The following is an 18,429-nucleotide window of genomic DNA, read 5'->3' as shown; positions in this document are numbered from 1 at the left end:
CTGGAGTATGGTCTGACCATACTCGGCTTCATCACTCCACTCCGGCCGGAGTGACGCAAGGAAGGGGTCCGATGCGGGTAGCCCTGTTCGTCACGTGTGTCAACGACACGCTCTTCCCGGGCACGGGGAAGGCGGTCGTGACGCTGCTGCGCCGCCTCGGTTGCGAGGTGGAGTTCCCCACGGCCCAGACCTGCTGTGGTCAGATGCACGTCAACACCGGATACCGCGACGAGGGGGTACGGCTGGCGCGGCACTTCCTGGACGTCTTCCGCGGCTACGACGCCGTGGTCGCCCCGTCGGGTTCGTGTGCCGCGATGGTCCGCGAGCAGTACCCGAAGCTGGCGGCGGGCATGGGCGCGACACGGGCGGGGGCGTTCGCGGGGGCGCACGGCGGGCACTCCCCGTTCGCGGAGGAGGTGGCCGAGGTCGCCCCGAAGGTGTACGACCTGTCGGAGTTCCTGGTGGACGTGCTCGGCGTCACCGACGTAGGCGCATATTTCCCACACCGGGTGACATATCACCCGACCTGCCACTCGCTCCGCGGCCTCCGCGTAGGCGACAAGCCCACCCGGCTGCTCCAGAGCGTACGAGGGCTGGAGCTCACGCCCCTTCCCGGCGCGGAGGAGTGCTGCGGTTTCGGCGGCACTTTCGCGGTGAAGAACGCGGCGGTCTCGGCCGCCATGTGTGCCGACAAAGTCGGAAATATCGTGTCCACGGGCGCCGAAGTGCTCTGCGCCGCCGACAACTCCTGCCTGATGCACATCGGCGGCACGCTCAGCCGCATGCGCGCCGGCGTGCGGGTCATGCACCTGGCCGAGATCCTCGCCTCGACGGAGGCGGACCAGTGACCCGCGAAGGAGAGGCACGATGACCGGCCCCGGCACCTTCCTCGGCATGCCCGCCTTCCCGGAGAACGCCGAGGAGGCACTCCAGGACTCCCAGCTCAGGTACAACCTCCGTAAGGCGACGCACACGATCCGCGCCAAGCGGGCGTCCGTGGTCGAGGAGCTGCCCGACTGGGCCGAGCTGCGCGCGGCGGGCAAGGCGATCAAGGACGACGCGCTGCGCAACCTCGACCGCTACCTGCTCCAGGTCGAGGAGGCGGTCACCGGCGCGGGCGGCCACGTGCACTGGGCGTCGGACGCCGCCGAGGCCAACGAGATCGTGACCGGCCTGGTCAGAGCCACCGGCGAGACCGAGGTGGTCAAGGTCAAGTCGATGGCCACCCAGGAGATCGGCCTCAACGAGGCGCTGGCCGAGGCAGGGATCACCGCCTACGAGACCGACCTCGCCGAGCTGATCGTGCAGCTCGGCGACGACTGGCCGTCCCACATCCTGGTTCCGGCCATCCACCGCAACCGCTCGGAGATCCGGGAGATCTTCCGCGAGCACATGGCCGAATGGGGACGCCCCGCGCCCGAGAGCCTGAGCGACGACCCGAGGGCCCTGGCCGAGGCCGCGCGCCTGCACCTTCGCGAGCGGTTCCTCGCCACCAAGGTCGGCATCTCCGGGGCCAACTTCGTGGTCGCCGAGACCGGCACCCTGGTGGTACTGGAGTCCGAGGGCAACGGCCGCATGTGCCTGACCGTGCCCGAGACGCTGATCAGCGTGGTCGGCATCGAGAAGGTCCTGCCCACCTGGCGCGACCTGGAGGTGTTCCTGCAGCTGCTGCCGAGGAGCTCGACCGGCGAGCGGATGAACCCCTACACCTCCATGTGGACGGGCGCCACCGAGGGCCAGGAGTTCCACCTCGTGCTCCTCGACAACGGCAGGACCAAGGTGCTGGCCGACGAGATCGGGCGCCAGGCGCTGCGCTGCATCCGCTGCTCCGCCTGCCTCAACGTCTGCCCGGTGTACGAGCGCGTCGGTGGCCACGCGTACGGCTCGGTCTATCCGGGGCCGATCGGGGCCATCCTCACCCCGCAGCTTCGCGGGATGGCCTCAGAGCTCGACGCCTCGCTGCCGTACGCCTCCAGCCTGTGCGGCGCGTGCTACGACGTGTGCCCGGTCGCGATCGACATCCCCGAGGTGCTCGTCCACCTGCGGTCCAGGGCGCCGCACGGCCCGGCCGAGCGGTTCGGGCTGAAGGCCGCGGGATGGGTGCTCAGCACGCCGGTACGGCTGGAGCGCGCACAGCGCCTGGCGAGCCGGTTCAGGAAGCTCGTGCCGAAGAGGCGCCTGCCGGGCCCCGGCGCGGCGTGGACGGACACCAGGGACGTCCCGCCGGTGCCGGAGGAGTCGTTCCGCGACTGGTGGGACCGCACCGAGGGAGGCCACCGATGAGCCGTCCGTCCGAGACGCGGAGCTCCCGCGACCAGATCCTCTCCCGGATCCGCGCGGCCGTCGCGGGAGCGCCCGAGGTGGAGATCCCCCGCCGCTACCGGACGAGTGGCCACGTGTCCGGCCCCCGCGAGCTGATCGTCGAGCTGTTCGCCGAGCGGGTCCGCGACTACCGGGCGATCGTCCATGTCGTACCGGAGAACGAGGTCGCGGCCGCCGTCGCCGTGGCGCTGTCAGGCAGAGGCGTGCGGCGGGTGGTCGTGCCGGACGGGCTGCCGGAGGAGTGGCTGGCCGCCGCGCCCGGCCTGGAGCGGCTCCTGGACGATCCGCCGCTCAGCGCCGCCCGTCTCGAAACGGCGGACGGCGTGATCACCGGTTGCGCGGCCGGGATCGCCGAGACCGGCACGATCGTGCTCGACGCCGGTCCCGGCCAGGGACGCAGGGCTCTGACCCTCGTGCCGGACTACCACCTGTGCGTGGTGCGGGCCGGGCAGGTGGTGGGCGGTGTGCCGGAGGCGGTCGCCCGCCTCGACCCGGTACGGCCCCTGACGTGGATCAGCGGGCCCTCGGCGACCAGCGACATCGAGCTGAATCGCGTCGAGGGCGTGCACGGCCCCCGCACGCTGGAAGTGATCATCGCGGAGACCCTCCCGTAGCCCGGCGAGGCGACACCCCGGTATGGCTCGTACGGCCGTGCCGGGGTTCGTCATTTCTTGACCCAGAAGACACCACTTGAATGAGAGTTGAGTACTTGCTACTGTTTTGAACGCGTGAAGGAGGGAGAAGCCCATGAACGACAGTGACGATCTGGGCGCGGACGCCGCGCTCAAGGAGATCGGCCGCATGCGGCAGCAGGTCGGGCGGTCCGCGAAATGGGCCGGGCGCATGTATCTCGTCTGGGGTGTCGCGACCGTCTTCTACTGGTCGGCGATGTTCTTCGGCCCGCTGACCCTCCGCATCGTCGCCATGATCGCCTGGGTGGCAATGACGGCGCTGTCGCTGGTCTACGTCTACATGCAGGGCGTGCACGGCCGGGGCATCTCCCGCTTCCAGTACCTGGTGGCGCTTCCGTGGGGGGCCGTGATGGTCGGCGCGGCGTTCTTCGCCTCCCTCGTCCCCAAGAGCCCCTCAGGCTGGTGGTTGCCGGCGGGTATCGCCGTCGCGGTCGTCGCGGCGACGCCCGTGCTGTACGCGGGCTGGCGCCTGCGAACGTGGGAACACGACCGGTGACCGGTAACGGAGCCCACCCCCGGCACCACCTCGACCCGCTCATCCACACGCCCGTGCGGCTGTCGATCATGGCGGCGCTGGCCGCCGCCGAGAACGTCGAGTTCCGGTTCCTGCGCGACACGATCGAGGTCAGCGACTCCCTGCTGTCCAAGCACATGCTGACCCTCGAAGAGGCCGGTTACGTCAAGGTCCAGAAGGCCTTCGTCAGCAAGAAGCCCGGCACGTGGTTCTCGCTCACCCCCAAGGGCCGCGAGGCCTTCCAGGAGTACGTCTCCGTACTCGAAAAGATCATGAAGGGATCCCCCCATGCTTGAGGTGGACGGGCTCAGGAAACGGTATGGCGACACGGTGGCCCTCGACGGTGTGAGCCTCACCGTGGGCCCCGGCGAGATGTTCGGCTTCGTCGGCGCCAACGGCGCGGGCAAGACGACGACGATGCGCATCGTGATGGGCGTGCTCGCCGCCGACGGCGGCGAGGTCCGGTGGAAGGGCAGGCGGGCGGGCTTCGAGACCCGCCGCAGGTTCGGCTACATGCCGGAGGAGCGCGGGCTGTACGCCAAGATGCGCGTCGCCGAGCAGATCGAGTACTTCGGCATGCTCGGCGGCATGGGCGCGGAGGCCGCGCGGCGGTCGTCGGAGGCTCTGATCGAGCGGCTCGGGCTCACCGAGCGGCGCGGCGACGACGTGGACAGCCTGTCGCTGGGCAACCAGCAGCGCGTGCAGCTCGCGGTGGCGCTCATCCACGAGCCCGAGGTGCTGGTGCTCGACGAGCCGTTCTCCGGCCTTGACCCCATCGCGGTCGACGCCCTGGCCGGAGTGCTCGCCGAGCGTACGGCCGCGGGGGTGCCGGTCGTGTTCTCCAGCCACCAGCTCGACCTGGTGGAACGGTTGTGCGACTCGGTCGGCATCATCAAGGCCGGCCGCATGATCGCCGGAGGCACCGTGGCGGAGCTGCGCGCACGGGAGTCGCGCAAGCGCCTGCGCGTCATCGTGACCGGAGCTGAGGCCGGGTGGACCGACCGGCTGCCCGGAGAGATCATCGCCAAGACCGACCGGCCGCCCCACGGCGATCCCGCCCAGGCGGGCATGGCCGAGGAGCGCTACGACGAGGTGATCCTCACGCCGGGCGACGACCAGGAGGCGCTGCGCGTCGCCTCGGCCGCGGGCCGCGTCCAGCACTTTGGATGGCAGGAGCCATCGCTCGCCGAGATCTTCCGTGAGGTGGTCGCGTGAACGCCATAGCCCTGGTCGCCCGGCGCGAGATCGGCGTGAGGGGCCGCACGAAGGGATACCGCTACGGCCTGATCGTCACGGCGGTGCTGGTCGCCGTGCTCGCCGCCCTTCCGAAGCTGCTCGGCGGCGGTTCCGACTACACCGTGGGCCTGGTGGGCGCGCAGGCCGACCGGCTCCAGGCGGCGCTCACCGCGCAGGTCACGCCCGGGGACGACCTCACCGTCAAGATCACCCGCTACGCGGACGAGGCGGCGGCGCGCAAGGCCGTCGCGGACGGCGACGTCGAGGCGGCGGTCGTGGGGAACGCGACGGTGATCTCCAAGACCGTGGTCGGCCGGGGTCTGTCGGTGATCCTCGACACCGCCCACCGCACGGTGGCCACCGAGGAGAACCTCACCGCCGCCGGCCTCGATCCCGCCAAGGTCGGGCAGGCTCTGCGGGTGCCGCCCATGAAGGAGGTGACCCTCAACGGCAGCGGTGAGGACGCGACGGTCCGCAGCGTGATCGCGATGGTCATCGTCGTCATCCTGTTCATGCTGCTCATCCAGATCTGCACCTGGGTGGCCATGGGCGTGGTGGAGGAGAAGGGCAGCAGGATCGTGGAGATCCTCCTCACCGCCGTGCGCCCGTGGCAGCTCCTGGGCGGCAAGGTCATCGGCCTCGGCGTGCTGGGTCTGTCGCAGATCGTGGTGATCGCCGGTGTGGGTCTCGCCGCCGCCCAGATCACCGGCGCGGTGCCGAACCTGCCCGACGGCACGTACGGCGTGGTGGCGAGCGCGATCGTGTGGTTCCTGCTCGGCTACGCCTTCTACGCCGCGATGTTCGCGGCGATCGCCTCGCTGGTGTCGCGTCAGGAGGAGCTCAGCGGCGTGCTCACCCCCGCGACGATGCTGCTCATGGCGAGCTACCTGATCGGGTTCGTCGCGGTCCAGTCGCCGGACGGGACGCTGACGCACGTGCTGTCGCTCGTCCCGCCGTTCTCCGCCATGGTCATGCCGGTGAGGTCCGCGGTCATCGAGGTGCCGCTCTGGGAGACGGGCCTGGCGATGGGCCTGATGGTCCTCGCGGCGGCGGCCGTGCTGTACGCCGGCGGCCGCATCTACCAGCGCGCGGTGCTGCGTACGGGCGCGCGGGTGCGGTGGCGGGAGGCGCTGAGGACCGCCTCCTAGTGCCTTCGACGTGCCTTCGACGGATGTGCCGCCCGGGTGGTGAGTCGTCTGCCGGGACGGCTGTGACGTGAGAAAATCGGGTCCTTGGGGGTCGGCCGACCTTGTCCCTCCACCAAGGGCCCGTCAAGTTGCGGACAACCCCCGATGTGCGGTGAGCTGATATGTCCGTACAAGGGGGATTGAATTGACCGGTTTCGATCAGCACTTGACGATCACCACGAGGCGGCTGGTCATACGGCCTTTCGGTCCCCGCGACGCCGACCGGGTTCGTGCGATCATCGAGTCCGAGGCGCGGTTCCTCCCGCCCGGCGTGCCCGGCCACGTGTCCGGCGTGGCCCAGTGGCTGTCGTACGGAGTCCACGAGCTGTGGCGGTCCGGGCAGGGCATCCACCTGGCGATGGTCGCCGAGGGCACGATCGTCGGGGCCGTCAGCCTGTTCAAGACCGTCTGGGGCGCCGCCACCGCCGAGATCGGCTACGGCGTGCACCCCGCGCACCGCGGCCGTGGCTACGCCCCCGAAGCCGTCAGCGGGCTGACCGAGTGGATGCTGACCAAGGGCGGCCTGCGCCGGGTGGAGCTCCGCGCCAACCTCGACAACACCGCCTCGCTCCGGGTCGCAGAGAAGTCCGGCTTCACCCGAGAAGGCGTGCTGCGCGGCGCGGGCTTCGAGGACGACGGCCCGCACGACCTGGTGGTCTTCGGGCTGCTCTCCCGCGACATCATCATGGGGCCGCCCACGATGAACGGCCGGGGCTTCGGCACCGGGGTCCGGCTCGAGAGCGAGCGCCTCATCCTGCGCCCCTTCACCGGCACCGACGCCAGGGACGTCTTCGCCGCCGTCGACGGCGACCCCGAGATCCACCGCTGGATGCCGTGGGCCGAGGGGTACGACCTCCAGCGCGCGTACGACTGGTGCACCAGGTTCGCCCACGCCGACTCCGTGAACGGCGTGCAGTTCGCCATCGAGCCCAAGGCCGGAGGCCGCCTCGCCGGGTCCGCCGGCGTGCAGCGGGCCGACTGGGAGCGGGGGGACGTCGAGGTCGGCTACTGGATCTCGCCGTGGGCCCGGCGCCAGGGCTTCGCCTGGGAGGCGACGCGCGCGGTCACCACCTTCCTCATGATGCGCGGCTTCCACCGCGTCACGCTGCTCGCCGCCGTCGGAAACGTCGCCAGCCAGGGCGTCGCGCGCAAGGCCGGGTTCGTCGAGGAGGGAGTGCTCCGGCGGGCCCTGCCCGTGTCAGGGGGCATCTCCGACGCCGTGCTGTTCAGCTTGCTCAAGGGCGGCACAGCCTGAGGTAAGACCGGCGGCCACGCGCTCCCGCCGACCCAGATCACGATGAACGGTCGGTCTTGTCTTGACCAAATGCTCCGCAAAGCGATGTCCATGGATTGACAGATTCGGATATCCTCTCGGCCCGACCAACATATCCGCAGGTCAAAGTATCGGAGATCCACATGAAGCCGCCGCTCCTTCTCATAGGGCACGGCGCCCACGACGACACCGGTGCAGCAGAGTTCGGCCGTTTCGTCCACCGGCTGCGGTGCCGGCTCGACCAGTTAGTGGCGGATGTGTCAGGTGGGTTCGTCGCCAAGGGACGTCCGTCGCTGAGTGACTCCGTCGCCTCGCTGGTCGCCCGGGGTCACCACCGCCTGGTGGCGGTTCCCCTGGCGCTCGGCGACAGCGAGGACGTCCCCGCCGCGATCGCGAGGGCGCGCGTGGTCCATCCGACCCTCGCCTGCGACCAGGGCAGGGCTCTCGGCGCCTCGCCCCAGGTGCTCGCGCTGATGGCCGAGCGCCTCGCCGACGCGCTGGCCGAGATGCCCCGCCTCGCCTCGGTCTCCATGACCGACGAGCACGGCGAGGTGCCGTGGGAGCCGGTGTCGCCCGCCGAGACCGCCGTCGTGCTGGTCGGCCACGGGTCCGCCGACACCGGGGTGAACGCCGAGGTGCACCGCGTCTCGCGGCTGTTCTGGGAGACGCACGCGCCCGAGCTGCTGACCGTCGAGACGGCCTACGTCGCGGACGCCCCGCCGAGCGTCGCCCAGGGCATCGAGCGCTGCCGCCGCCTGGGCGCCAAGCGGGTCGTCGTGCTCCCCTACCTGCTGTTCGCCGGGGGAGTGCTCGAACGCATCTGGGCCGAGGCCCTGGCCTACGCCGCCGGGCACATCGACCTCGATGTGCGCTGCGCCGAGGTGATCGGCGACTGCGAGGGTCTCGCCGACCTGATCATCGAGCGGTACGAGGAGGTGCTGGAGGCGACCGACCCCTCCGGGCGCCCGCCCGGCCACGACTGCGCCGAGCCCGTGGCCGACTCCGAGGACGAGCCCCTGGGCGCCGCCGACCTGTGGCCGCTGGAGGACGCCGAAGAACGCGTTCTGGGCATTGCGGAGCCGCTGGTTTCAGGCGAGGCTGGGGACGAGCTTCTGGAGAAGGTGGGCGTGCAGTTGTCCCTTGACGGTGTCGAGGCCCTGGACGAGGGCGGTCAGGACGTCGTCCGCGTGGGCCGGCCCAGGGTGCGGATGCTTCCCCGTGACGAGGCCGCGATGGTCGACGGGCTGGTCTGACCGATGAGCATGGAGATCTTCCGGCAGACCCTGGCGGCGATCAGGCCGGCCGACCGGCAGGCCATGGCCGACGCGCGGGCACACCAAGACCGCCTGACCAAGCCGCGTGGCGCGCTGGGCGTGCTGGAGGAGGTCGCGGTGCGGCTCGCGGGCGTCGCGGGTGTCTGCCCGCCGCCGCTTCCCACGCCCGCCGCCCTGGCCATTTTCGCGGCCGACCACGGCGTGCACGCCCAGGGGGTCAGTCCCTGGCCGCAGGAGGTCACCACCCAGATGGTGACGAACTTCCTCGCGGGCGGCGCCGTGGCCAACGCCTTCGCCGCCCAGGTCGGCACGTCGGTGACCGTGGTGGACGTCGGCGTCGCCTCCGACCTGCCCGAGGCGCCCGGCCTGGTCTCCCGCAAGGTCGCGTACGGCACGGCCGACCTGTCACGCGGCCCGGCCATGACCGCGGCCCAGGCCGTGGCGGCGATCGAAGCCGGCATCTCCGTGGCCCGCGACCTCATCGGGGCCGGCGCCGTCTGTCTGATCACCGGTGACATGGGCATCGCGAACACCACCGCGTCCGCCGCCCTCATCTGCGCCTTCACGGGCGCCGACGCGGTGGAGACCACCGGCAGGGGCACCGGCGCCGACGCCGCGACCCTCACCCGCAAGATCGAGATCGTCCGCAGGGGCCTCCAGGTCAACGGCATCTCCGAGGGCATGGCACCGGTCGAGCACGGTTCTCCGTCCGGGGCGGTGGAGGACGCGCTGCGCAGGCTGGCGGCGGTGGGCGGGCTTGAGCACGCCGCGATCGCCGGGTTCGTCCTCGGTGCCGCCGCCGCACGGGTGCCGGTCATCCTCGACGGGGTGATCGCCGGATCCGCCGCGCTGGCCGCCGCCGCTCTGGCACCCGGCGCCGTCGGCTACTGCGTGGCGGGGCACCGCTCGGCCGAGCCCGGGCACGCCATCGCGCTCGACCATCTCGGCCTCCGCCCCCTGGTCGACCTGGAGCTCCGGCTCGGCGAGGGCACGGGTGCCCTGCTGGCGTACCCGCTGGTGAGCGCGGCCGTCCGGGTCATGCACGACGTGGCCACCTTCGACTCCGCGGGCGTAACCGACAAGGACGCCCAGGCCGCCCTCGACGAGATCTAGTCCCTGCCCCTGAGACCGGGCGGCGGACCCGGTCCGGGGCATCTGGCGCTGTCGGCGGCTTCGATTGCATTCTGCGCGAATGCGGTTAAATGGTGACATTCTGCTACAGAGCATGATTGGACCCTGATGCGCTACGGCCCGATGTTCGGACCCGACATCACCTTCCTCGGTGTGGAACGCTGCGACCTCGGCGATCCGGACAGCTTCGCGGGAGCGGACGTCGTGATCGTCGGAGCCCCCTTCGACGGGGGCACCAGCAACCGGCCGGGCGCGCGTTTCGGCCCGATGGCTCTGCGGCAGGCCTGCTACCTGCCCCACGACGGTTCCCGGCCGAGCATGGCCCTGCGCGTGGACGCCCTGCAGGATCTCAAGGTCCTGGACGCCGGTGACGTGGAGTGCTACTCCGGCGACATCGAAGGCTCGATCAGGAACATCGAGGAGGCCGTCTACACGATCTCCGCGTCCGGGGCGATCCCGCTCGTCCTCGGCGGCGACCACACCGTCGCGCTGCCCGACGCCCGCGGTGTGGCACGCCACCACGGGTTCGGACGCGTCTCCATGATCCACTTCGACGCGCATGCCGACACCGGCGACATCGAGTTCGGTCACCTGTACGGGCACGGCCAGCCGATGCGGCGGCTCATCGAGTCCGAGGCGATCCGGGGGGACAGGTTCCTGCAGATCGGCCTGCGCGGCTACTGGCCGGGTCCGAAGATCCTCGGCTGGATGGCCCGGCAGAACATGCGCTCGTACGAGATGACCGAGATCGTCGAGCGAGGGCTCACCGAGTGCCTGACCGAGGCCTTCGCCATCGCCACCGACGACTGCGACGGCGTGTTCCTCTCCGTGGACATCGACGTGTGCGACCCCGCCCACGCGCCGGGCACGGGCACCCCCGAGCCCGGTGGCCTGTCCGCGCGGCAGCTCCTCGACTCGGTCCGGCGCATCTGTTACGAGCTGCCGGTGGTGGGCCTGGAAGTGGTCGAGGTCGCCCCGCCGTACGACCATGCGGAGATCACCGCCTACCTCGGGAACCGCGTCATCCTCGAGGCTCTGTCGGCGATCGCGCGCAAGCGTGAGGTCGAGGCGGGAGGCGAGCCGTGGGATCCGCGCAAGCCCCTTCTGGAGGGAAGGCTGGCTGCGCCTCCTACGGCGGAAGGCCTGTAGGTTTACCTCACGGACAACGGGTTTTGCCTCTTCCCGGGAAAGGGAACACCGTCCCATGTCGTCGCCCTACCTGCTCGGTCTTCGGCTCAACGGCAGGCGCGTGCTCGTCGTCGGCGGCGGGCGCGTGGCCCAGCGCAGGGTCCCCACCCTGCTGGACGCGGGTGCGTCGGTCACCCTGGTGTCCCCGAGCGTCACGCCGGCTCTCGACGATCTCATCGCCGACGGCCTCATCACGTGGGAACGCCGCTCCTACCAGGTCGGTGACTGCGACGGCTCGTGGCTGGTCCAGGCGTGCACCGACAGCCGATCCGTCAACGCGGCCATCGCCGCCGAGGCCGAGGCCAAGCGCATCTGGTGCGTGCGCGCCGACGACCGCGACGCCTCCGCCGCCTGGACCCCCGCCAGCGGGCAGGTCGACGAGATCAGCGTGGCCGTCACCGCGGGGGGCGACCCGCGCCGCGCCGCAGGCATCCGGGACGCCGTGGTGGGCGCCCTGCGCGACGGCACGGTCGACGCCCGACGCAACCGCACCAAGCCCGTCGGCGTCGCGCTGGTCGGCGGCGGCCCTGGCGACCCTGGCCTGATCACCGTGCGCGGGCGCCAGCTCCTGGCCCAGGCCGACGTGGTCGTGGCCGACCGCCTCGCACCCCGCGCCCTGCTGGACGAGCTGGCGCCCGACGTCGAGCTGATCGACGCCGCGAAGATCCCGTACGGCCGCTACCTCGCGCAGGAGAAGATCAACGAGCTGCTGATCGAGCACGCGAGGCAGGGCAGGTTCGTCGTCCGGCTGAAGGGGGGCGACCCCTTCGTCTTCGGCCGGGGTGGCGAAGAGATGCTCGCGTGCGCGCGGGCCGGCATCCCTGTCGTGGTGGTGCCCGGGGTCACGAGCGCGGTGGCCGTGCCCGCCGCCGCCGGGGTGCCGGTGACCCACCGGGGAGTGAGCCAGGAGTTCCACGTCATCTCCGTTCACGTGGCGCCGGACGATCCGAAATCAACTGTTGACTGGGCGGGACTGGCGAGATCACCGGGAACCCTGGTACTTCTGATGGCTGTTGAACGAATAGCCATGATCGCCGACACACTCATACGAGACGGACGTTCGCCGGAAACCCCCGTGATGGTGGTACAGGACGGTACTCTTCCGACCCAGCGAGCTCTTTACGCCAGCCTTTCCACGGTGGCGGAGCGCGTGATCGCCGCTGGGACGCGGCCGCCGGCGATCGTGGTCGTCGGTGACGTCGTCAGGGTCGGCCAGGAGATCGAGATGGTTCGAGCGGAGCGGGTTCCGTGAAATCGACTGCGAAGAAGACGGAGTGCGCCGATGAGCACACCGAGCAGTCAGGTGACGCGGTGATCGAGGGGAAGGGCAGCACCCCCGAGACCCCAGAGGAGCAGACGATAACGTTCCAGGCGATCGGAGCCGGCGACGACGACCCCCGTCACGCCGAGACCCCCGCCGCCCGCGACGCGTCATCCGTCCAGGCCGGTGCCCCGGAAACCCCCGTCGCCGACCACGGTCCGGTGGATGACGCCGGGCCCGTTCCGGCCGCGTTCGATGTGTTCGCCCCGGTCAGGGCTCAGGCCGCCGGGGTGGCGACCGGTGACACCGGCACGAGTGACCCCGCCCCCGAGCAGCCGACGTTCAATGCTTTCGCTCCCATCAAGGCTCAGACCACTCAATCGGCGCAGGACCACCCCTCTGGCGAGGAGCAGGACGTCTCCTCGACTCCGGAGACCGTTTCCGCCGAGGAGCAGGACGTCTCCTCGACCACGGGGGTTGTTTCCGCTGACCCGCCGGACGTCTTACCCGTGCGGCAGGACGTCCCCGCCGAGCAGAAGGACGCTCCCGCTGGTTCGGAGGACGTCTCGGCCGTACGTGAGGACGTCTTCACAGGTCCCGACGACGTCCCGGCCGTGTTTGATGAGCACGTCCCGGCGGATTCCGCGGACGTCCCGGTCGTTCGAGAGGACCTTTCCGCCGATCTTGAGGAGGGCTCGGCGGCGCTGGAGGACGTCCCTGCTGGTTCGGGGGGCGTTCCGGCCAGTTCTGAGGACGTTTCCGCTGGTCTTGAGAACGTCTCGGTCGTCCCGGAAGGTGTTTCCGCTGACGCCGAGGACGACGCGGCCGTACAGGAGGACGTCTCAGCCGACCGCCAGGACGTCCTACCCGTGCAGGAAGGCGTCTCCTTCGACCCGTTCAAGGAGACGCATTCCCAGAGCGCCCACGGTGACTCGCAGTCGGGCGCCGAGGACACCGGGTCGCGCGGGGTGTGGGAGCCCGCCGGGGCCGTCCAGGCGGCCGACGACGGCTTCGACCAGGCCGCCGAGGTCGACGGCTCCGATGAGGATGAGCAGGACGAAGAGGGTTTCCAGACCTCCGAGCACGTACGAGAGGTGCCGCTGCCCAAGCCCGTCTCGCGGGCGCTGACGTCGGCGCTGTCCGGGCTGCGGGACAGCGTCACCGGGCTGCGGCTCGGCCTGGACGTCCCCGGGGTCGAGGAGGCCCGCAAGGCCCAGGTCGAGATCCTCGCCCAGATCGAGGACTACGTGATCCCGCGCGTGCACATGAGCACCGCGCCGGCTCTCATCGCCGTCGTCGGTTCCACTGGGGCCGGCAAGTCGACCCTGGTCAACACCCTCGCCGCCGCGAAGGTCAGCTCCACGGGCGTGCGCCGCCCCACCACGGGCACGCCCGTACTGGCCTGCCACCCCGACGACCGCGAGTGGTTCGCCAAGGGCGAGGTGCTCGGCGGCATGATCCGCGTCGACAGGCCGGGCAACGACGGCTCTCTCGACACCCTCGTCCTCGCCACGACCGAGCGGCTTCCGCAGGGGGTGGCCCTGCTCGACACCCCGGACATCGACTCTGTGGTGGAGACCCACCACGAGGTCGCCCACCGCATGCTCGACGCCGCCGACCTGTGGGTCTTCGTCACCACGGCGACACGCTACGCCGACGCGCCCGCGTGGAACCTGTTACGCCTCGCCAAGGAGCGCGGCGCCCGCCTGGCCATCGTGCTCTCGCGCGTGCCCGTGAGGTCGCGAGAGGTGATCGACAAGCACTTCTCCCGCATGCTCCAGGAGTACGGTCTCGGCGACGTCGAGCGGTTCGTCATCAACGAGTCGACCGTCACCGCGGGGCGCCTTCCCGAGGAGGAGGTCGCCGAGCTGCGCATGTGGCTGACCGAGCTGTCGGTCGACGACCAGCGCCGCTCGCAGGCCGTCCAGGCGACCCTCGACGGCGTCCTGAACAGCTTCCGCGTCCGCGTCCCCGCGCTGGCCCGGCACCTGGAGGCCCAGGTCGCCTTCCGGGCGGAGCTCCGCACCGACGTGGACGCCGCTTACATGGGCGCGCTGGCGGAGATCGACGAGGTGACGACCGACGGATCGCTGCTGCGGGGCGAGGTCCTCGCCCGCTGGCAGGATTTCGCGGGCTCCGGCGACCTGATGAAGACCCTCCACCTGCGCCGTCCCGGCCGTGTGGCCACCAAGACGAGCCAGCAGGCCCCCGCGCGGCTGCGCGCCTTCAAGGCGGCGCTCCGCTCCGGGCTCGAATCCGTGATCGTCTCCGCCGGGCAGCGGGCCGCCGAGGAGGTCGTCGTCAGGTGGCGCCAGCGCGACGGCGTCGGAGACGGCCTCGCCGCCGCCCCCGGCCTCGGCCGCCCGTCGGACGAGTTCGCGCGCCGGGTCGGCCGTACGATCGGCGCCTGGCAGGAGCACGTGGTGGCGCTGATCCACTCGGGCGCCGTGACCAAGCGATCGGTCGCCAAGCTGGTCGCCTTCGACGAGGGGTCGCTCTCGCTGGTCTTCATGATCGGGCTGCTCGGCTACGGAAGCTCCGATGTCGCCGCCTCCTCCGGCACCGGCACCCTGCCCGAGCGCCTGCTGCGAGGGGTGCTCGGCGCCGAGTCACTGCGCGGCATCGGCACCAGGGCGCGCAGCGACCTGCGAGCCCGCATCAGCGTGCTCTTCGACGAGGAGACGCTGCGGTACGTCCAGGTGCTCGACGAGGCGGGGATCCCCGACGAGGCCGCCGCCAAGCGGCTCTACCAGGCAACGTACAACCTTGAGGTCGCCCGATGAGTGTCAGCGGCGCGCGTGCCGGGACGATGGATACGCGGAACGACTTGGGCCACCGGCTCGCGGCTCTCGCGAGGATCGTGGAGCTCGGCCCCGGCAGGGTCGACCCCGCGTTGATCGCCGAGGCCGGGCAGTTGCTGCTCCGCGCGGGCGACCGTCTCAAGCTCTCCGGCGATCACACCGTGGTGGCCCTCGCCGGTGGCACGGGTAGCGGCAAGTCCTCCCTGTTCAACCGCATCTCCGGGCTGGAGCTGTCTCCGACGGGCGTGCGCCGGCCGACGACCGCGCGTACGCACGCGTGCGTCTGGGGTCTGGACGGCGCCGGGCCGCTCCTCGACTGGCTCCAGATCCAGTGGCGGCACCGCTTCGCCCGTGCCAGCGCCCTGGACAGGGGAGAGAGTCAGCTTCACGGCCTGATCCTGCTCGACCTGCCCGACCACGACTCGATCAGGGCCATCACCGACCACGAGGCCGACCGCCTGATCCAGGTGGTCGACCTGATCGTCTGGGTGCTCGACCCCCAGAAGTACGCCGACGCCGCCACGCACAGCAAGTACGTCGCGGAGCTTGCCGGGCACGAGGCGATCACCGTGTTCGCGCTCAACCAGGCCGACCGGCTGGCCCCAGAGGAGCTGGCCGAGTGCGTCGTCGACCTCTCCGACCTGCTGAAGCGTGAAGGCGTGCAGCACCCGCGCATCGTGCCCACGTCGGCCACCACCGGCAGGGGCGTGAACAGCCTCAAGAGCGTGCTCGCCGAGTCCGTCGGCAACCGGCGGGCCGCCGTGCAGCGTCTGGAGGCCGATCTCGACCGCATCATGGGCAAGCTGACCAAGGTGATGCCCGCGCCCGATGCCATGGTCGTGCAGCCCACCGTCGACCTCGCCAGGCAGGAAGGGCTGACCGACTCCCTGTGCGACGCGGTCGGCGTGCCGGCCGTGGGGGAGGCGATGGAGAACGTCTACGGCGTGCGCTCCATCGACTGGGTCGGCTGGCCGTACGCCCGATGGGCATCGCGGCTGCGTCCCGACCCCATGAACAGCCTTCGCCTCGGCAACGTGCGAGACGAGATCAAGGCCGTGACCGCGGCGTCGGTCAGCGCCCAGCCCGCCGAGGTCGAGACCGCCGTACAGGCGCTGGCCGACGGTCTGAGCTCCGGGATGCCGGAGGCATGGCAGAACGGTGTCCGCGACGCCGCGCGCTCGCAGCTGAACAAGCTGCCGCAGGTCCTCTCCGGAGAGCTGACCGAGATCGCCCCGCGCCTCGACCGCGTGCCCGGGTGGTGGTGGCTGCTGAAGATCTGGCAGTACCTCCTGGTCGTGCTGTTCGCCGCCGGGGTCGGCTGGGCGGGGGCGATCCTGCTGTACGGGGTCTTCGAGGTGGGCCGCGAGCCCTCCGACCTGCTGGGCGACGTCTCGGCGCTGCCCTGGCTGGGGCTGATGATGGTCAGCGTGCTCGGGCTGGGCTTACTGTCGGCCATCGCCAGCCGCAACTTCGTGGTGCTGGGCGCCGGCAAGGAGCGCGACCAGCTCGAACGGGAGATGCGCCGGCGGATCTCGGCGGTGTCCAAGGACATGGTCATCAAGCCGGTGGAGCACGAGCTCAGGCGCTACAACGAATTCTTCGCCGCCCTGACCACCGGCCGCCGCTGACTCCCGCCGTCCGTACGCCTTTCGCCGCCGCCTGTACGGTCCGGCGGCTCGCCGGTCCTGACGGGCAGCGACGTACGGCGGTACCCCGTCTTGACTCTGCTTCGAGGGGTTTCCACTCCGTTTCGAGGCCCGGGCCGCCGCGGTGAGGCCGGGGTTTTCCACAGGCCGGGAGTGTGGCGCGGTGGGAAATCCACAGAACGCGGTTCGAGGGGTCGGGGCTGGTGGCGGGCCGGACAAGCTGGCTTCCATGTCGGCGGAGAACGTCCGCCGGTCCGCCATGGGAGGCACGATGAACGACATCTACATCACGCTGAACGGCAACGTCGCCGCCGACCCCCGGCAGTACCACTTCGATGACGGCACCCGAGTCACATCACTGAGGCTCGCCTCGACGCGACGCGTGTTCGACAAGGCGTCCCAGTCGTGGCACGACGGCGAGACCACCTTCTACGCCGTCCGGTGCTATCGAATCCTGGCAGAGAACGTCGCCCAGTCGATCAAGCTCGGGCAGCCGATCGTCGTCCACGGCAAGCTGCGCATCCGCTCGTACGAGCGTGACGGCGAGCGGCGGTTCCTCGCCGAGGTCGAGGCCACATCGGTCGGCCACGACCTGAGGCGTGGCGTCAGCCGCTTCGAGAAGGCTCAGCGCGGCGCCTCGACCCCCGCGTTCGACGACCTCGCGCGAGAGCGACTCGCCTCCAGCACCCGCGATTGGGAGCTCGTCGGCCCGATCAGTGAGGCCGACGGCTCGGCCGCAGGGGCCTCGCGATTCGCTCTCACCGGTTCCTCCACCCCCGGAGACGCCGATGGCTCCTTCGCGGGCCCAGCCGCATTCGATCTCACCGACGGGGACCCGACCGGAATCCAGCCCTCCCGCGACGAGCACTCCCGCGACGAGCACTCCCGCGACGAGCACTCCCGCGACGAGCACTCCCGCGACGAGCACTCCCGCGACGAGCCCTCCGGAGGCGAGCACTCCGGAGGCGAGCACTCCGGAGGCGAGCACTCCAGAGGCGAGCCCCTCCGGGACGACCCCTCCCGCCATGAGCCCCTTCGGGACGACCCCTCCCGCCATGAGCCCCTTCGGGACGACCCCTCCCGGGGCGAGCCCTCCGGAGGCGAGCCGCTCCGTGACGAGCCCCTTGGAGACGAGCTTCGCCGGGGCGAGCCTTTCCGCCACGAGCCTCTCCGGGGTGAGCCCTCCCGAGAGGAGGCCGCCGGGCAGGGTCTCGCCCTCGCGGGATCCGACGAGGCCGGTCTCTCGGTCAGGGGATCAGCCGAAGACGGTGGTTCCCGGCGCGCTCGCGCGAAGGCCACTCGCACAAAGGCCGGGAGCGACTCGGTGGAAGACCCGGCAGGCTCCGAGTCGTGGCCCGAGGGGGAGGCTGCCCGACGTCTCGCCGCCTGAGCGCTCACCTGGGCGAGGCTGCCCGACGTCTCGCCGCTTGGGCTCTCGCCAGCTTGAGCGCTCGTCAGCTTGGGCTCTCATCCAGCGGAACGTGTCGGCTGCGCCCCGCATCTCCAGCGCGGCCGACGCACCCACTGCGGTGGCTTCGAGCCGTGCGGCGCGGTTGGTGTGTGGCCGCTGGGAGGTCTCGAGCAGAGGGTTCGTGGGCCGCGGTGGGCCTGAGTGGGTTCGCGGGCCGCGGTGGGCCGAGTGGTTCGCGGGCCCTGGTGAGCCCGAGTGGGTTCGCGGGGCGCGGCGCTGCTTGAGGTGGATGTTCGAGCACCGGCGTAGTGCGGTGCGGCTTGGGGTGGTGGCGGTGAGTGTTCGGGCACTGGCGCGGCGGCGGTTGGGGTGGGTGTTCGGGCACCGGCGTAGTGCGGTGCCGCTTGGGGTGGTGGTGGGTGTTCGGGCACCGGCGTGGTGCGGTGCCGCTTGGGGTGGATGTTCGGGCACCGGCGTGGCGGCGGTTGGGGTG

General features: G+C 71.0%; 15 protein-coding genes. All 15 read left to right on the top strand.

Annotation, left to right across the window (positions count from 1 at the left end; genetic code table 11):
- Window positions 1–71: 71 nt before the first annotated feature.
- The 15 genes from ACOZ38_RS36025 to ACOZ38_RS35955 all read left to right on the top strand — a co-directional run bounded on the left by ACOZ38_RS36025 (window position 72) and on the right by ACOZ38_RS35955 (window position 17,915).
- Window positions 72–848 carry a (Fe-S)-binding protein gene (locus ACOZ38_RS36025; RefSeq protein ID WP_405140603.1) on the top strand — a complete coding sequence of 259 codons (777 nt, stop codon included), beginning with the start codon at window positions 72–74 and terminating at the stop codon, window positions 846–848.
- A gap of 19 nt (window positions 849–867) precedes the next feature.
- A complete protein-coding gene (locus ACOZ38_RS36020; protein WP_424535464.1) occupies window positions 868–2,283 on the top strand; it encodes a lactate utilization protein B in 1,416 nt (471 codons plus the stop codon).
- Window positions 2,280–2,936 (top strand): LutC/YkgG family protein, encoded by a 657-nt coding sequence (locus ACOZ38_RS36015; protein ID WP_424535463.1) that lies wholly within the window; start codon window positions 2,280–2,282, stop codon window positions 2,934–2,936. Before ACOZ38_RS36020 ends, ACOZ38_RS36015 begins: the two co-directional genes overlap by 4 nt.
- Window positions 2,937–3,069: 133 nt before the next feature.
- A complete protein-coding gene (locus ACOZ38_RS36010; RefSeq protein ID WP_424535462.1) occupies window positions 3,070–3,510 on the top strand; it encodes a hypothetical protein in 441 nt (146 codons plus the stop codon).
- Entirely contained in the window at window positions 3,507–3,824 is a 318-nt protein-coding gene (locus ACOZ38_RS36005) for a winged helix-turn-helix domain-containing protein (protein WP_424535461.1), read from the top strand. Before ACOZ38_RS36010 ends, ACOZ38_RS36005 begins: the two co-directional genes overlap by 4 nt.
- Window positions 3,817–4,743: an ABC transporter ATP-binding protein gene (locus tag ACOZ38_RS36000; protein WP_424535460.1), complete on the top strand. Its 927-nt coding sequence runs from the start codon at window positions 3,817–3,819 to the stop codon at window positions 4,741–4,743. Before ACOZ38_RS36005 ends, ACOZ38_RS36000 begins: the two co-directional genes overlap by 8 nt.
- Window positions 4,740–5,912: an ABC transporter permease gene (locus tag ACOZ38_RS35995; protein WP_424535459.1), complete on the top strand. Its 1,173-nt coding sequence runs from the start codon at window positions 4,740–4,742 to the stop codon at window positions 5,910–5,912. Before ACOZ38_RS36000 ends, ACOZ38_RS35995 begins: the two co-directional genes overlap by 4 nt.
- Window positions 5,913–6,117: 205 nt before the next feature.
- The gene (locus ACOZ38_RS35990; RefSeq protein WP_424535458.1) at window positions 6,118–7,206 is read left to right on the top strand and encodes a GNAT family N-acetyltransferase; all 1,089 of its coding nucleotides are present in this window, start codon (window positions 6,118–6,120) and stop codon (window positions 7,204–7,206) included.
- 161 nt (window positions 7,207–7,367) lie between these two features.
- Window positions 7,368–8,477: a sirohydrochlorin chelatase gene (locus tag ACOZ38_RS35985; protein ID WP_424535457.1), complete on the top strand. Its 1,110-nt coding sequence runs from the start codon at window positions 7,368–7,370 to the stop codon at window positions 8,475–8,477.
- A gap of 9 nt (window positions 8,478–8,486) precedes the next feature.
- Window positions 8,487–9,611, top strand: a complete 1,125-nt coding sequence (gene cobT, locus ACOZ38_RS35980) for a nicotinate-nucleotide--dimethylbenzimidazole phosphoribosyltransferase (protein ID WP_424537150.1) — start codon at window positions 8,487–8,489, stop codon at window positions 9,609–9,611.
- Between the two features lie 141 nt (window positions 9,612–9,752).
- Window positions 9,753–10,778 carry an agmatinase gene (gene speB / locus ACOZ38_RS35975; RefSeq protein ID WP_405140594.1) on the top strand — a complete coding sequence of 342 codons (1,026 nt, stop codon included), beginning with the start codon at window positions 9,753–9,755 and terminating at the stop codon, window positions 10,776–10,778.
- 55 nt (window positions 10,779–10,833) lie between these two features.
- Window positions 10,834–12,069: a uroporphyrinogen-III C-methyltransferase gene (gene cobA, locus ACOZ38_RS35970; protein WP_405140593.1), complete on the top strand. Its 1,236-nt coding sequence runs from the start codon at window positions 10,834–10,836 to the stop codon at window positions 12,067–12,069.
- The gene (locus tag ACOZ38_RS35965) at window positions 12,066–14,861 is read left to right on the top strand and encodes a GTPase (RefSeq protein ID WP_424535456.1); all 2,796 of its coding nucleotides are present in this window, start codon (window positions 12,066–12,068) and stop codon (window positions 14,859–14,861) included. The genes cobA and ACOZ38_RS35965 overlap by 4 nt, the downstream gene beginning before the upstream one ends.
- Window positions 14,858–16,507, top strand: a complete 1,650-nt coding sequence (locus tag ACOZ38_RS35960; protein WP_424535455.1) for a GTPase — start codon at window positions 14,858–14,860, stop codon at window positions 16,505–16,507. Before ACOZ38_RS35965 ends, ACOZ38_RS35960 begins: the two co-directional genes overlap by 4 nt.
- A gap of 247 nt (window positions 16,508–16,754) precedes the next feature.
- A complete protein-coding gene (locus tag ACOZ38_RS35955) occupies window positions 16,755–17,915 on the top strand; it encodes a single-stranded DNA-binding protein (RefSeq protein WP_424535454.1) in 1,161 nt (386 codons plus the stop codon).
- Window positions 17,916–18,429 lie beyond the last annotated feature (514 nt).

Source organism: Sphaerisporangium viridialbum (assembly GCF_049674955.1).
GTDB lineage: Bacteria > Actinomycetota > Actinomycetes > Streptosporangiales > Streptosporangiaceae > Sphaerisporangium > Sphaerisporangium viridialbum.
The sequence above is the reverse complement of the archived record's forward strand: the minus strand, read 5'-3'. Positions and strand labels throughout refer to the sequence as shown.

Bases quoted from the DNA above. Each gene is read 5' to 3' on its own strand.
- ACOZ38_RS36025 (WP_405140603.1), top strand. From the start codon at position 72: ATGCGGGTAGCCCTGTTCGTCACGTGTGTCAACGACACGCTCTTCCCG.
- ACOZ38_RS36020 (WP_424535464.1), top strand. From the start codon at position 868: ATGACCGGCCCCGGCACCTTCCTCGGCATGCCCGCCTTCCCGGAGAAC.
- ACOZ38_RS36015 (WP_424535463.1), top strand. From the start codon at position 2,280: ATGAGCCGTCCGTCCGAGACGCGGAGCTCCCGCGACCAGATCCTCTCC.
- ACOZ38_RS36010 (WP_424535462.1), top strand. From the start codon at position 3,070: ATGAACGACAGTGACGATCTGGGCGCGGACGCCGCGCTCAAGGAGATC.
- ACOZ38_RS36000 (WP_424535460.1), top strand. From the start codon at position 3,817: ATGCTTGAGGTGGACGGGCTCAGGAAACGGTATGGCGACACGGTGGCC.
- ACOZ38_RS35985 (WP_424535457.1), top strand. From the start codon at position 7,368: ATGAAGCCGCCGCTCCTTCTCATAGGGCACGGCGCCCACGACGACACC.
- cobT (WP_424537150.1), top strand. From the start codon at position 8,487: ATGGAGATCTTCCGGCAGACCCTGGCGGCGATCAGGCCGGCCGACCGG.
- speB (WP_405140594.1), top strand. From the start codon at position 9,753: ATGTTCGGACCCGACATCACCTTCCTCGGTGTGGAACGCTGCGACCTC.
- cobA (WP_405140593.1), top strand. From the start codon at position 10,834: ATGTCGTCGCCCTACCTGCTCGGTCTTCGGCTCAACGGCAGGCGCGTG.
- ACOZ38_RS35960 (WP_424535455.1), top strand. From the start codon at position 14,858: ATGAGTGTCAGCGGCGCGCGTGCCGGGACGATGGATACGCGGAACGAC.
- ACOZ38_RS35955 (WP_424535454.1), top strand. From the start codon at position 16,755: ATGTCGGCGGAGAACGTCCGCCGGTCCGCCATGGGAGGCACGATGAAC.